7 protein-coding genes are annotated in these 15,723 nt (G+C 34.1%); all 7 read left to right on the top strand.

Annotation, left to right across the window (positions count from 1 at the left end; all coding sequences use genetic code 11):
• The first annotated feature begins 42 nt into the window (after positions 1-42).
• The 7 genes from B0A68_RS09185 to B0A68_RS09155 all read left to right on the top strand — a co-directional run bounded on the left by B0A68_RS09185 (position 43) and on the right by B0A68_RS09155 (position 15,677).
• Complete coding sequence (locus B0A68_RS09185) at positions 43-1,245, top strand: FecR family protein (RefSeq protein ID WP_051892412.1); 1,203 nt, start codon at positions 43-45, stop codon at positions 1,243-1,245.
• A 95-nt stretch (positions 1,246-1,340) separates the two neighbouring features.
• On the top strand, positions 1,341-4,922 hold the full coding sequence (locus tag B0A68_RS09180) for a SusC/RagA family TonB-linked outer membrane protein (protein WP_035679981.1): 3,582 nt from the start codon (positions 1,341-1,343) through the stop codon (positions 4,920-4,922).
• Between the two features lie 9 nt (positions 4,923-4,931).
• Positions 4,932-6,329, top strand: coding sequence for a RagB/SusD family nutrient uptake outer membrane protein (locus B0A68_RS09175; RefSeq protein ID WP_035679984.1), 1,398 nt, complete (start codon positions 4,932-4,934; stop codon positions 6,327-6,329).
• A 62-nt stretch (positions 6,330-6,391) separates the two neighbouring features.
• Positions 6,392-8,398: a TlpA family protein disulfide reductase gene (locus B0A68_RS09170; protein WP_035679988.1), complete on the top strand. Its 2,007-nt coding sequence runs from the start codon at positions 6,392-6,394 to the stop codon at positions 8,396-8,398.
• Positions 8,398-9,822: an alpha/beta hydrolase family protein gene (locus B0A68_RS09165; RefSeq protein ID WP_051892413.1), complete on the top strand. Its 1,425-nt coding sequence runs from the start codon at positions 8,398-8,400 to the stop codon at positions 9,820-9,822. The genes B0A68_RS09170 and B0A68_RS09165 overlap by 1 nt, the downstream gene beginning before the upstream one ends.
• A 311-nt stretch (positions 9,823-10,133) precedes the next feature.
• Positions 10,134-12,203 carry a protein-disulfide reductase DsbD family protein gene (locus B0A68_RS09160; protein WP_035679990.1) on the top strand — a complete coding sequence of 690 codons (2,070 nt, stop codon included), beginning with the start codon at positions 10,134-10,136 and terminating at the stop codon, positions 12,201-12,203.
• A 669-nt stretch (positions 12,204-12,872) separates the two neighbouring features.
• On the top strand, positions 12,873-15,677 hold the full coding sequence (locus B0A68_RS09155; protein ID WP_051892414.1) for a M16 family metallopeptidase: 2,805 nt from the start codon (positions 12,873-12,875) through the stop codon (positions 15,675-15,677).
• Positions 15,678-15,723 lie beyond the last annotated feature (46 nt).

Genomic DNA, 15,723 nt, shown 5'->3' with positions numbered 1-15,723 from the left:
ATTTACTTAAAGTGTTAATAACCGATACTTAATATCAAAAATATGGCTGCAGAAAAGAAAGAATTTATAGTTGCTGATCTTATAAGGAAAGAATTGCTTGTAGGAGAGTTATCGATAGAAGAAAATGCTTTTTTGCAAGAATGGCTTTCTGTGTCCGAAAATCAGGAATATTACCAAAAGGTTATCAATTTCGAAACCTTAAAATCAAAAGAAGCATTTTACAGCGGTATAAATACCAATATTGCATTCGAAAAAATTAGAGAAAAGATCAATCAGAAAGATACACTTGTTGTTCCTTTATTCAGGTACAAACAGCTGCTAAAATATGCAGCGGTTTTTTTGGTCTTAGCAGGACTTTCTGCTGCTTTTATTTTTAGAAATAATAAAGAAAATCAAAAACAAGAAATTGTAGTAAGCAGTATTTCTCCAAAATACAATAATCCAACTTTAGTTTTGGCAGATGGCACAGTGGTTTCCTTAGAACCTAAAAAAGAAAAGATTGTTTCTAAAAATGGTGTGATCTCCAACGTAAATAAAGTTTTGGTTTATGATGCCAAAGATTTACAAGGTACTTCAACGGGAGAAAATACTTTAATAGTTCCTGTTGGCGGTATTTATGCCGTAAATCTTTCTGACGGAACAAAAGTTTGGTTAAACTCAAAATCATCTTTGCGATATCCAGTAGAATTTAGCGGAAACAAAAGAACGGTTGTTTTAGAAGGAGAAGCTTATTTTGAAGTAGCAAAAAATCCGCATAGTCCATTTACCGTCAAAACAAAATCAGGTAATGTAACCGTGTTAGGAACCCATTTTAACATTAGTTCGTATATAGAAGATCAAGTATTTGCAGCGACTCTGGCCGAAGGAAAAGTTAGCGTTTCTGAAACTGCAAATGCCTCAGATAAAAATACTGTTGTTTTAAAACCGGGACAGCAAGGGAGAATATATCATAAAAAGCAAGGTGTAGAAGTGGCAGAAGTTGATCCGTCTGTTTACACAGCTTGGAAAGACGGCAAGTTTTATTTTGAAAATGAAGACCTAAAAAGCATTCTGACCAAAATGTCGAGATGGTACAATTTTAATGTAAAGTTTGAGAACAAATCTTTAGAGCAGATTAAGTTTACGGGTATTGTGCTCAAAGAAGAACCAATAGATCGACTGCTCGATATTATCACTAAAACATCCAATATTAAATATAAAATAACCCAAGTAAACCAGACGTATGAAGTAACCTTAATTAAGTAAAAAAAACCGGAAAATATTGGCGTATTTCCCGGCGAGTATTTGTTCAGTCGACAAGAGAGTCTAAAATCTATTAACCAACCAAAACATTTAAAAGTATGAAAAAAAAACTATCCGCAAAAGATTGTGGGGTAAAATCCGCTCTTTGGGATAAATTTCTTGACATTATGAAGAAATCCCTAATATTAACCATCTTTCTTTTTAACATAGTTGCATTTGCTTATTCCCAAAAAGTAAGCATAAATGCGAAAAACCAGTCTGTATCGAATGTGTTAAAAACAATTACGAAAAAAACGAATGTCGAGTTTTTTTACAGTGATGACGTTTTCGATGCGCAGAGACGAGTAAACATATCAGTAAATAATGCTGATATAATGAATGTTATAAAAGAACTAATCGGCGATGATTATAAAGCCGAATTGGTAAATAATAAATTGATTGTTATTGCATTAACCCAAAAAGCAAAAACAATTAAATCTTCTCTTACAGAAGAAAGAGTTAAAATTAAAGGGGTAGTAACAAACGTTAAAAAGGAATTTTTAATTGGGGCTACCGTTTGGGTAAAAGGTACCAAAGACGGTGCGATTACCAACTTTGATGGTTCTTATGAGATCATGGCCAAAAAAGGAGACGTTTTAATTTTTGAGTATTTGGGATACAAAAAATTAGAAGTAACAGTTACAGACAGCTTAATTATTAATCCCATTTTATTGGAGGATGTAAGTAAACTTGATGAAGTAAAAATCGTATCTACAGGTTATCAAAAAATTGACAGGGAGCGTTCTACGGGATCTTTTGTTGCAATTACGGCTAAAGATTTAGAAAAAGTTCCGGTAAACAACGTACTTCATAGATTAGAAGGTCAGGTTGCGGGTCTGCAGCTGAATATTTTAGATTCTGACAACACTTTTGTATACGGAACTACCTATGGAGACGGTCAGGGTAGAAATAGTTATAATGTTGCCATTAGAGGAAAATCTACATTAGAAACCAATGCAATGCCATTGATAGTATTAGACGGAACACCAACAGAATTAGATATCAGAACCATCAACCCAAATGATATTGAGAAAATTACGTTTCTAAAAGATGCAGCATCAGCTTCTATTTATGGAGCAAGAGCGGCAAATGGAGTTATGGTAATTGATACTAAAAAAGGAAAACAAGGGAAAACAAGAATCAATTTTTCTCAAAATTATGGTTTTTCCAACAAACCTTCTTTGTCAAAATTACCTTTGATGAATTCGTCTCAGGTGCTGAATTTAGAGCAGGAATTTGTAGATAAAAACCTAGTATCAGATCCGGCAAGTATTAGTTATATGCTGACAACTCCTGTAAGTCAGGGAATGGATTTGATGTTTCAATACAAACGCGGTGATATTACAGAAGCTCAGAAAAATGCTGGTTTAGATGTTTTACGTAATCGTAACACGTATGGACAAGCAGAAAAGTATTTGCTGCAAGCTGCGACTACTCAAAATTACAATTTATCATTCAGCGGTGCAGAAAACGATTATTCGTATTTCATGTCAGGATCGTATTCTAAGGAAGAAACTCAAGCAAAAGGAAATAGCGGACAACGTTTGACATTATTATCTAATCAGGACTTTAAACTCTTCAATTATTTAAAAATGTCAACAAGTTTAAGAGGTTCTATATTTAAATATGCGGATAATGGTTTAGGAATTAAACCGTTGGGTATTTCAGCGAATACATTACTGCCTTATGATCAAATTGTTGGAGATGACGGGAATTCAGTAAATTATTATCAGCGTTATTATAGTGCGCAAACTATTCCGTTGGAGCAAGCCGGATATTTACCATGGACTTACAATTATATCGATGAATTAAAAAACAGCGATAAGTCATCAAATGAACTGAATTTTGGTGCTACTATTTCGGCTACAGCACCAATATTAAAAGGTTTAGACGCAGTAGGTACGTATTCTATAGAAGATTCACGCACCTCAAATGATAATATGTACAACCAAGATACATTTTTTGCGCGTGACAGAATCAACTCGACAACTTCTATAAATAATAATGGCGATCTGGTAAATGCAATTCCAAAAGGAGGTATTTATCAAAACAATGAATTTGGAACAAGCAGTTACACCGTAAGAGGACAATTAAATTACGATGGGATAATAGGCCAAGACCATTTGATTAATGCAATGGGAGGTATTGAAGCCAGAGAGACCAGAGAAAGTCAAGACAGCAGAACATTGTTTGGATATAATCCAAAAACGCAAACTTCTGTCGATATTCCTTCAATGAATTATATTGATGTGAACGGATATAACTATACACTTCAATACGGTAACGATCATAAAGATGTCCGCAGAAGATTTTTATCTTACTATGGAAATGCTGGTTATACTTATAAAAATAAATACACCATTACAGGAAGTGCACGTTTAGACGACTACAATAATTTTGGAGTAGATAAAAGATTAAGAAGAACTCCACTATGGTCTACAGGGGCAAAATGGAATATTAAAGAAGAATCATTTCTTAAAGAATCCGAATTATTTAATAGTCTGTCTTTGCGCGCAAGTTACGGTTACAATGGGAATATCAATTTGGATGTTTTCCCTTTTACAAACATTAGTTTGAGTAATTTAGATACTTTTTCACAGCAGCCTTTTGCATTTATTACTGCGCCGGCAAATCCTAATCTGCGTTGGGAAAAAACAGCAATTTTAAATTTTGGAGTAGATTTCTCTATCTTAAACAATAGATTAGGCGGTACTATAGAATATTACACAAAGGATAGTAAAGATCTAATTGTAGATTTTCCAATTTCGCCATTTTACGGTGTTCAAAATAACAGTTTAAAGCAGAATGCAGCAACGATATCTGGAAAAGGAGTAGATGTAAGCTTAAATGCTACCATTCTTAAAAGTAAGGATTTTACATGGGATTCAGGTCTTGTAGTTTCTTATAATACTTCAGAAGTAACCGATTCACGTTTTCAAAATTTCAGCCAATATTTAAATGGATCTGGCGGAACAACACCCGTTAAAGGCTATCCACTAAACAGTGTATTTGCTTTTAGATCTGCAGGATTAGATGCAACAGGAAGAACTCAGGTTTATGATAAATCAGGTAATATCGTTAATTCTTTCACTTCTCTTAAAGAAATTGATGATATGAAATATATGGGAACCAATATTCCTTCTTATTTTGGAAGTTTTAGTCACACTTTCACTTATAAAAAAGTTTCATTGTACATCTTGGCAACTTACAAATTTGATTACGTATTGTTTAAGCCAACTTACGGAGGTTATGTCAACAGACAAGGAAGATTTAACCAATATGATTTGAATACAGACATAGACCAAAGATGGAGAAATCCAGGAGATGAAGCTACCACTTCTGTACCGGGAATACAAGGTTCAACAGGACTAAGCTACATAAGATATATAAATGGAGAAGATCAAATCTTCGACGGAGATCATATTCGTTTTAGAGAACTTTCACTAAAATATGATTTGAAAGAACTAATTGACAGAGGTTCAATAACAGGCGCGTCTGTAACCTTTACAGCAAGAAATCTTGGCTTCTTCTGGAGAAAAAATAAAGACGGTTTAGATCCTGACTTTCTGCCTTACACAGGAACTAACATGAAGCTGCCGGCAATGGCAATCTACTCAATTGGTTTTAATGTTAATTTTTAATTTTTAAAGATGAAAAAATATTTAAAATACATCACGATCATTGCTTTAGGAGCAATTGTTTTAAGCTGCGATAATTATGTCGATATTAAAACCGAAGGTAGATTAATACCCGAAGAAACCGAAAACTATAGATATCTTTTGCAGAATTCATATGTATATGATCTTACCTATGGTGCTGCAGATGTTGCCTCAGATGATATAAGTTTTCAGAATGAAGCGCAGACCACTGCACTAGGAGCATCAGATTACTATCGTCCTTTTGTTAATTTTTACAAATGGGCAGATCAAATTTATTTTGATGCTGAGATAGATTATAATATGAATGGTATGTATACGTCATTGTACAACACAAATATTGTAATCAATGAAGTAATGAAAAGTAAAAACGGAACAGAAGCTGAAAAACTAGCGATAAAAGGAGAAGCACAAGTACATAGAGCTTACATCTTTTTAACCTTAGTTAACACATTTGGAAAAGCGTATGATGCCACAACGGCCGCAACAGATCTTGGAATTGTGCTTTTTACAACTCCAACAGTTTCAGAAGACATAAAGAGATCTACAGTTCAAAATGCTTATGATATTATTCTAAGTGATTTAAATGATGCCGTAAATTCAGGTTTAAAACCAATCAATTCTGGTAACAATGTAGCATTTCCATCCAGAGCATCCGCTTATGCACTTTTAGCAAGAACCTATTTGTATATGCGTAACTATCCTTTGGCTTTAGAAAATGCACAAAAAGCATTGGCTATTCAAAGTACATTAAATAATTATCAAGATTTTGAGTTTAATGCTTTTCCTACCAGAAGACTAGATGCAGAACTAATTTTGTCAAAATGGAATGGATATACTTCTTTTTCTTATGCACCTCAAATTCTCTCGTTAAGTAATGAATTAATTAACTCGTTTGATACAAATGATTTACGATATGTATTGTTAACACAGCCATCCAGTAATTTTAATTCTGAATATACAGTAGGAAGAACCTTCGCTAAAGAAGGTATAACTGGAGAAAGCAGAAATGGAGGTCCAACGGTATCTGAAATGATGTTGATAAAAGCTGAATGTCAAGCAAGAGCAGGTTCTGGTGAATTGGCAATGGCTGAAATAAATAAATTAAGACAAAAAAGATTTAGAGCTTCACAATATACTGCGATGACTGCAACAGATAGTAAAGATGCTCTAATCAAAGTTTTAGCAGAAAGAAGAAGAGAATTAATGGGGCAGGGCGGTTTTAGATGGTTTGATTTGAAACGTTTAAATAAAGAGCCGGAATTTGCCAAAACTATTACTCATGTTTTTGGAGGACAGACTTTTACACTTGCACCAAACAGTGATCGTTACCAAATGCCGTATGCGCCTATTTATTTTGAGTACGCACCAAACTTACAAAAAAATCCATAATTAGGTTAATTATCAAAGTGCACCCGAATTTCTGGGTGCACTAAATTTCAAAAAAAAGAAAAATGAAAAAAATGAAATGGATACTGTTTTTGTTCAGTATCACTAATGCTATATTGGCACAAGAGGCCGCACCTGTACAAAAATTTTCACTTTCTCCGGAACATCCTAATCCTGGAGACGAAATAACGATTACCTACATTGCTTCAGATAGTCCATTACAAAATGCAAAGAATGTAACTGGAGTTGTATATACGTTTGATAATTTTAAGTGGCTGGCAAATGACATTACAATGCAGCCTGCAGGCGATAAAAAATGGCAGACCAAAATGAAACTTTCAGATCATGCGTCTTTTATTTCCTGTGTTTTCAAATCAGACACTTTAGTTGATAAAGGAGAAAAAATGCCTCACGCCTGGATGTTCGAAAAAGTACCCGGAGCCTATATAGGCTGGGGATTATTACGAAGCAAACCTTTTCAGGATCAGGTACCCAATATTGTACATGACAGCGCATACATAAAAAATGAAGTTGGGTTAATGTGGGCGAATTATGAACTAAAATACCATCCGGAATCACGCAAGCGTATCTTTTTTGAAGGATTAAAATTAAAGCAGCTTGTAACAGGACAAGATGAAGCTAAACTGATTAAGAGAGAATTACGCTTCGTATTGGCAGATAATAATTTAGATAATACAGCACAATACAGCATTCAGAAATCGCTTGCATTGCTGCCATTAGAAGCAAACAAAGCTTTTGTAGATTCTGTACAAACCGTTTTATTGGCAAAATACCCAAAAGGAGTTTTAGCCCGCGATCAGGAAATCAGAAAGGTTTTTATGGAGTCTGCTTTTGATAAAAAAGTAAAACTGTACGAAGCTTTTGAAAAGAATTTTCCTCAAAGCAGTTTTGAAGATGTTTATACCGACACAGAGAGTTTGTTTTATGATAAAATGTTTAAAGCAATTGCATACACTTACATCGTAAACAACAAAGACTACAATTACGCCATTAACAGCGTCAAGAAAGTTTCGTTTACCAATTTATTAGATTATCACTGGCATTTGGTTTCAATTCCTTTTAACAGAGATAGTGACGGAATTGAAAAAGCAAACATAGAAACGCTGAGAAAATACTCGGATGCCATTATTGCAGAAATGGAAAGCAGAGAAGCATATGTGCCAAAAATGTATGCCGGAAAATTATCACTAAAAGAGTGGCAGGCAAAGGTTCTGGATTATGCAGCAAGAGAATATTTTACTCGTGCTAAACTTCTGGAAGCGACAAAAGCATATGATTTAGAAGAAAAATATTTAGCCAAAATCAAACCGTTCTTTGGTTATAAAGATGCTTCTTACAATGAAGTTTACACCAGAATGTTATTGAGAAAAGGTAAAACAGTCGAAGCTAAAGAATATATAGCAGCTGCAGTAAAAGAAAATCAGGTAACTCCGGAAATATTAGCTTCTTTAAAAGCAATTTATTTAAAAGAAGGTGGGAACGAAGTTGGTTTTGAGGCTTATTTACAATCTTTAAAATCAGAAAGTAATATTCAGGATCATAAAAAGAAACTGATTTCTGAACTAATCAATCTGCCAATAGAAGGATTTGAATTAGAAAGCAGTAAAGGCGGTAAAGTAAAATTAGCCGATCAAAAAGGAAAAATCGTAGTGCTTGATTTCTGGGCAATGTGGTGTGGACCGTGCAAAAATGCAATGCCGGGAATGCAGATGGCAGTAAAAAAATATCAGAATGATGATAACGTAAAATTTTACTTTGTAGATACGCAGGAATATATTAAAGATTTTAAAGCTCAGACACAAGCCTTTATTAAAGAAAAAGGATTTGACTTTACAATTCTGTATGATGGAAAAAATCCAAAAACCGGAAAGTTAGACCAAGTGTATTATAAATATTCTAAAGCATTCAAATTTTCGGGAATTCCAGAAAAAATGATCATCGACCAAAATGGAAAATTAAGATGGATGTCTAATGGTTATTTTGGAAGCCCAAGCGAACTTTTGGATGAAATTTCAATCATCGTTTCTTATTTAAAAGAAGAAAATAAATAATGAAAACTTCATTCATAAAACATATAAAGAGAAACAGAATTCTTTTAGGATTTTTAAGTTTCCTGATGATGACTTGCCAGTATAGTTTTGCACAAATTATCTGGCAGGGACAACATCATTCGTATCGAATTATTTTGTCTGGCGATTTAGAAAGCAAAAAATTAGATTCGATTAAAGTGAGTTTTCCAGAACTTGGAATGGATTCTGTCCGCGCGGTTATTAAAGTTGTATCAGATAGTGTTTCTTTTAAGAATGAAATGTATGGTTTTACTTTTAAAGGAAAATACAATTCAGATAAAACAGAAATATCGGGTGTTTTTAATTATTACTCCATTCCAAACGCCGCTGTTGTTTTCAAGAAAGAAAAAACTATTCAGCCGTTATATTTTGCACAGCATCCCAAAAAGCCATATCCTTATCAGGTTATTGATATGACTTTTTTAGGAAAAACCACAAAACTAACATACGGAGGAACCTTAACAATTCCGAACGGCAAAAAGAAATATCCCTTAGCCATACTTATTTCCGGAACCGGACAGCACGATCGTAATTATACCTTTATGGGCAGAGAATCGTTTACCGTTTTAGCAGATTATTTGGCAAGACAAGGAATCGCGTCTTTACGCGTAGACGACCGTGGTATGGGTAAAACAACAGGAAATTTTGAAACTTCTACAACAGGAGATTTTGCAGATGATGTAGACGAACAGATTGCCCATTTAAAAACGGATAAAAACATAGACGCTTCACAAATTGGTTTAATCGGACACAGCGAAGGCGGGATGATTGCCTCAATCGTGAGTTCGAGAAACAAAGACGTAAAATTCATGGTTAGCATGTCTGGCGTTGGCGTGAGCGGTCTGGAAATGCTGAACCTTCAGAACACGGCAATATTAAAAAGTTTTGGTTTTTCAGAAAAAGTAGTCACCAAACAAATGGAAATGTACAACATTATGTTTAAGGCGGTTTACAATTTAAAAGCCACAGATTCGGTAAAACCTGTATTGGCAGAAAAACTAAAAAACTGGATGAAACTGCAGGATTCAACTACATTAAAAGAAGTTCAAATGTGGGACGGACGCGATCAGACTTTTTTGTACCGTTATTCTAAAGATGCAGAGCGTAAATGGTATCGTTATACCATTCATTATAATCCGCAGGACTATCTTCCAAAAATTACCATTCCGGTTTTGGCAATAAACGGAGATAAAGATATTCAGGTTCCGGCAAAAGAAAATCTGGATAATTTTAAGAAATACCTAAAAAGCAAAGATGTCACCACCAAAATATATCCCGGACTCAATCATATGTACCAGCATTGCACGCTGTGCACCAGTGCAGAAGTCAAAAATATAGATGAGGTTTTTGCGCCGGAAGTTCTGGAAGATGTTTCTAAGTGGATTCTGTCCCAGTATAAAAAATAATAACATAAGCATCTTGTCAAAGTTTCAGCTTTTGTCAAGGATTTACAGACTGCAAGATTTTTTTTAACACATAGAATCATAGGTTTTTCTTTCTTAGTAAGAAGAGTATAAAAGAGAAACTCATTTCTCCACACATAGCTTTACGTTATGTCAGCTTTGTCAAAGTTCAAAACTTTGACAAAGCTTGAGATTCTTAAGGTCTATGTTTATTTAAACAAATAAAATGCTTTTTAAGCTTTAAAATCCTATGATTCTATGTGTTTAAAAGCATTTAGATAAAAAAAATACAATAAGTATATTTCTCTAACATCATGAAAAAAATATTTCTTTTTATTGCAATTTTCTTTGCGATAAGTAACCTTACTGCCCAAATTTATGATCCGGTTTCGTTTACAGGTTCTGTCAAAGAAATTGGTGAGAATAAATACACATTAATTATTACCGCCAAGATTGATAAAGGCTGGCATATTTATTCTCAAAGCGTTCCAAAAGGCGGACCCGTGCCAACGAGTTTTACTTTTTCATCTTCTAAAAATTATAAAAAAACAGGAACAGTTGCAGAACCTGAAGGACATGAAGTAGATGATCCGGTTTTTCAGATGCGAATTAAATATTTTGCAGACAAAGCGGTTTTTACACAAAATATAGAACGTAAATCTGGAGATGCGTTTAAAATCAATGCAACCGTATTTTTTATGGTTTGTAATGACAACAGCTGTCTCCCGCCAACTGAAAAAGAAGTACAGTTTACGTTTAAAAAAACATCAGTTTCAGTTCAAAATACAATAGAAGAAACAGCAGTTTCAAAAGAGGAAAATACTAAAGATTTGGTTACAGCCGAATCTATTACTAAACAGGAAAGCCTAAACAACACAACAAATCCTGTTAGTAAAAGTGCTGAGGCAACTCCTGAAAAACCAGTAAAAACATCAAAAACCGTTACAGAAACTAAAACTTCTGATGAAAATTTATGGACATTGTTTTTCTTGAGTTTTTTAGGAGGCCTTGCCGCTTTGTTAACGCCTTGTGTTTTCCCAATGATTCCAATGACCGTTAGTTTCTTTACCAAACAAAGCAAAACAAAAGCAGCAGGAATAAGAAATGCCATGCTTTACGGATTCTTTATTATTGTAATCTATGTTATTTTAGGAAGTTTGGTAACTGCCGTTTTTGGTGCCGATGCGCTCAACGCCTTAGCAACAAATGTGGTCTTTAACATTGTTTTTTTCTTACTTCTTTTGGTTTTTGCTTTATCTTTTTTAGGAGCGTTCGAAATTGTACTTCCGAGTTCTTGGTTAACCAAAGTAGACCAGAAATCAGAATTAGGAGGGATATTCGGAATCTTTTTTATGGCCTTGGCCTTAGCCGTAGTTTCTTTTTCTTGTACAGGACCAATTGTTGGGACTTTATTAGTTCAGGCAGCAAGTCAGGCAGGAATCGCGCCAATCATCGGAATGTTTGGATTCTCATTGGCAATTGCTTTGCCGTTTACCTTATTTGCCGCTTTTCCGGGCTGGTTAAATTCACTGCCAAAATCGGGCGGGTGGTTAAATTCGGTAAAAGTTGTTTTAGGATTTTTAGAACTAGCTTTAGCCTTAAAATTCTTAAGCAACGCCGATTTAGTTTTGCAATTACACTTACTAGAAAGAGAAGTATTTCTCGCCATCTGGATCGCTATTTTCTCTGTTTTGGCTTTGTATTTATTCGGAAAAATACAGCTGTCGCACGATTCTCCCATAACCCATATTTCTGTCGGAAGACTCAGTTTGGGAATTGTGGTCCTGTCTTTTGTAATCTATATGATTCCGGGGCTTTGGGGTGCGCCTTTGCAATATATTAGTGGTTTTCCGCCGGCAAAACAATATAGTGAATCGCCAAATGGTTTTGGAAATGCAACCGCAATAAACAGCGAAAAAACAGCATTACCGGAAGGTGCAGAAAGCGGTCCAAACGGAATTCCGACTTTTCATGATTATAATCAGGGTTTGGCGTACGCCAAAAAAGTAAACAAACCTGTAATGATCGATTTTACAGGATACGCCTGCGTAAACTGCCGTAAAATGGAAGAACGTGTCTGGCCCGATGCAGGAGTTTCTGCTTTATTAAATAATGAAGTCGTACTTATTTCGTTGTATGTAGATGATAAGCGTGAATTACCTGAAAATGAAAAAGTTGTTTCTAAAATTACAGGAAAGGTTTTAAAATATACAGGGCAGAAGTGGAGCGAACTTCAAATCCTGAAATATAAAACAAATGCACAGCCTTATTATGTTTTAATGGATCATAACGAAAAAGATTTAAATACGCCATCGGCTTATAATCCAGATATTAATGGATATTATGAGTGGCTTCAGGAAGGAATAGGGAACTTTAAAAAATAATTTGGGACACGTATGAAACGGATTTACTTCGTAAAGACGCTGATAAAAACGGATTTTTCTATAAACATTAAAACTGCATAAATCCGCGTTTTCGTGATAGCGAATCAGTTTTCATCCGCGTGTAAAAATTTAGATTAAATTGAAAAAAATAAGTTTTTTAAACACATAGAGGCATAGTTTTTTTTCTTAGTAAGAAGAGTATAAAAGAGAAACTCGTTTCTCCACACATAGCTTTACGTTAATTTCAGCTTTGTCAAAGTTTTGAACTTTGACAAAGTTTGAGAATCCTTAAGGTCTATAAATCCGCGTGTAGAATTTAGCCCAAATTGAAAAAAAATAAGTTTTTTAAACACATAGAGGCATAGGTTTTTTTTCTTAATAAGAAGAGTATAAAAAAGAAACTCGTTTCTTCGCACATAGCTTTACGTTAATGTCAGCTTTGTCAAAGTTTTGAACTTTGACAAAGTTTGATAAAGTTCGCAAATCTTTGTGTTGATCTAGCTTTGCGTCCCGAGACTTCGGGATGTGTTTTCGATGCGTAAGGTAAAATTAAACCTTAGCGAACTTTGCGGTTAAAATTAAATATAACTCCAAATGCCTTTTCTAGAGCATCTAAATCCTATCATACTATGTGTTTAAAAAATAAAATTCAACAATAATAATTATCAAATGAAAATCTCTCAATCAAAATATTGGCTTTTTCTCCTTTTCATCGGATTTAAAAGCGCCGCCCAATTTTCGACGACAATTCCGCTGAATAAAGAGGTTGTCTCGGGAAAATTAAAAAACGGAATGAAATATTATGTACTGCATAATGAATGGCCAAAAGAACGTGCCTGTTTTTATTTTGTTCAGAATGTTGGAGCCATTTTAGAAAACGACAATCAAAACGGATTGGCTCATTTTCTGGAACATATGGCTTTTAACGGAACTAAAAATTTTCCGGATAAAGGCATAATTAACATGCTGGAGAAAAAAGGCGTTCGTTTTGGCGACGATATAAATGCTTATACAGATGTAGATGAAACGGTTTATAACCTGAGTAATGTTCCTGCAAAAGACGAAAAATTAATAGATTCCTGTTTACTGGTTTTACACGACTGGTCTGGTTTTTTATCTTTAAATAACAAAGAAATTGATGCAGAAAGAGGAGTCATTCGTGAAGAATGGAGAACCAGAAGAACGGCTGATTTTAGATTAAGACTTCAAACGGACAAAGTACTTTACAAAGGTTCAAAATATGCAGACAGAGATGTTATAGGAGATTTGAATATCATTAATAATTTCAAATATAATGCTCTTAAAGAATATTATAAAAAATGGTATCGACCAGATTTACAGGCTATTGTTGTAGTTGGAGATGTTGATCCAAAAGTGATCGAAAATAAAATTACGGCCATGTTCTCAGACATTCAGCTGCCTGCAAATCCTGCAGAACGTTATTATGTGTCAATTCCTGAAAACAAAAAATTAGATTTTGTAATTGCAAAAGATAAAGAAGTAGGACAGATGAATGTTGCTTTGGCATTCAAAAAGAAATATCCGTTAGTAAAAGACGATGCCTGGCAGCGAAAACAATTAATTAATTCTTTATGTGCTAATATGCTTAACAGGCGTTATCAGAATTATTTAAAAAACGGAGATAAAGCAGCATTATCGATTCAAACCGGAGAATCTGGAATTTCAAGATTAGAGTATACTTTTGGATTGTATGTGTCGCCTAAAAACGGACAAACGGAAGCGGCTTTTCTGGAAATGATGACAGAATTTGAAAGAGCAAAAAGATTTGGTTTTGTTGAAAGTGAATTCGAAAGAAACAAAAAGGAAATCATAAGCTATTATGAAAATTTACTTCGAAATCAGGACAAACTAAACAGCGATGATTTATCTATGGGATTGGCTTATTATTTCTTAAAAGCAGATCCTTTTCTAGAAGATAAAGTAAGTTTTGAAGAGACTAAAAAACGTTTAAACACCATAACTTTAGAGCAGATCAATGCGGCCGTAAAAGAATTGCAAACCAACGAAAATGTATTTTTATCGGTAACAGGTTCTGATAAAGAAAATGTGGTTTACCCAACGCAGTCCGCTTTTGAAAAGATACTTGCCGCTGTAAAAACAATTCCGTTAGAACCTTACAAAGAAAGTTCTGTAGAAGAGAACTTAATTTCAGAAACGCTGAAAGGTTCTAAAATAGTAAAAGAAGCTGCAATAGAAGATCTTCCGAACGCAAAAAAATATGTTTTAGAAAACGGAGCGACGGTGGTTTTATACAAAACGGCTTTATCTCAGGACGAGGTTTTATTTTCTGCATACAGTAACGGAGGCAGTTCTTTGATAAAAACCGAAGATATTCCGTCGTCTCAAATCGCAATCAGTTTATCTGATAATTCCGGAATTGGCAATTTTGATGTTGAAGCTTTAACGGATAAATTGACGGGAAAAAATGCGGCTATAAAACCAACTCTCAATTCTATTCAGGAAGGATTTCAGGGAAACAGCAGCAAACAAGATGTAGAAACGTTATTACAATTGCTGTATCTTCAGTTTGAACATCCAAGATTTGATGAAAATCAATATGCAAAAATTGTAACAAAACTTCAGAATTCGCTGGATAATAACCTGACAAATGATTACAAAATATTTACAGATACGATCTCGCTTCTTAACAGCAATCGCAATGTGAGAGTGCCAATTTTTGATCAAAAATTCATGAGTCAGTTAGACTTTAATAAAGCACGTCAGATTTATAAAGAGCGTTTTCAGAATGCTGCCGATTTTAATTTTTTCTTCGTAGGGAATTTTCCGGATAATATGCTTGAATTAGTACAGCAGTATATTGGAAGCATTTCATCAGATAAAAATAAATTAGAGTCGTATAAAACTATTCCGATTGCACCAAAAAACGGAATTAGCAAAAGCACCATTTTACGTGATATGGCAGTGCCAAAAGCTTCTATTTATCTCAGAATGACCAAAGAAATTCCGTATAGTTTAGAAGATAATCTAAAGTTGTATTTTATAAAAGAATTATTGTCTAAAAAATACCTTGAGATCATCAGGGAATCAGAAGGCGGAAGTTATGGCGTAAATGTTTCGAGTTCGTTTAAAAGACTTCCAACGTCTAATTTTTCAATGGAAATTAGTTTTGACAGCGATCCTGAAAAAGCAGCTAAATTGTTGAAAATTATATACGATCAAATTGCATTAATCCAAAAAAATCCAAGTAGTGCCGAAGACATCAAAGCAATAAAAAATACGGTTTTGAAACTCAACAAAGAAAATATTAATAAAAACAATTTCTGGTTGAGCGCCCTGATTAATAATTCCTTTTACAACCAAAAAATAATCGATGAAACAGCATACGAAAAAGTTGTAAACAGTATTTCGGCTGAAGATATCAGGAATTATGCAAAAAATATTTTTGCTGATCCGAATGTAGTAGAAGTTGTTATGAAACCAAAAGGAAAGTAATGGTTTTTAATGCATTATAATAGTGGTTTTTCATAAATTTTTATTT

It is taken from the genome of Flavobacterium reichenbachii, from assembly GCF_002217435.1.
In the GTDB taxonomy this organism is placed as follows: domain Bacteria; phylum Bacteroidota; class Bacteroidia; order Flavobacteriales; family Flavobacteriaceae; genus Flavobacterium; species Flavobacterium reichenbachii.
The sequence above is the reverse complement of the archived record's forward strand: the minus strand, read 5'-3'. Positions and strand labels throughout refer to the sequence as shown.

What these genes read in the sequence shown, in the direction of transcription:
- B0A68_RS09185 (WP_051892412.1), top strand. Translation starts at nt 43, where the DNA reads ATGGCTGCAGAAAAGAAAGAATTTATAGTTGCTGATCTTATAAGGAAA.
- B0A68_RS09165 (WP_051892413.1), top strand. Translation starts at nt 8,398, where the DNA reads ATGAAAACTTCATTCATAAAACATATAAAGAGAAACAGAATTCTTTTA.
- B0A68_RS09170 (WP_035679988.1), top strand. Translation starts at nt 6,392, where the DNA reads ATGAAAAAAATGAAATGGATACTGTTTTTGTTCAGTATCACTAATGCT.
- B0A68_RS09160 (WP_035679990.1), top strand. Translation starts at nt 10,134, where the DNA reads ATGAAAAAAATATTTCTTTTTATTGCAATTTTCTTTGCGATAAGTAAC.
- B0A68_RS09155 (WP_051892414.1), top strand. Translation starts at nt 12,873, where the DNA reads ATGAAAATCTCTCAATCAAAATATTGGCTTTTTCTCCTTTTCATCGGA.
- B0A68_RS09180 (WP_035679981.1), top strand. Translation starts at nt 1,341, where the DNA reads ATGAAAAAAAAACTATCCGCAAAAGATTGTGGGGTAAAATCCGCTCTT.
- B0A68_RS09175 (WP_035679984.1), top strand. Translation starts at nt 4,932, where the DNA reads ATGAAAAAATATTTAAAATACATCACGATCATTGCTTTAGGAGCAATT.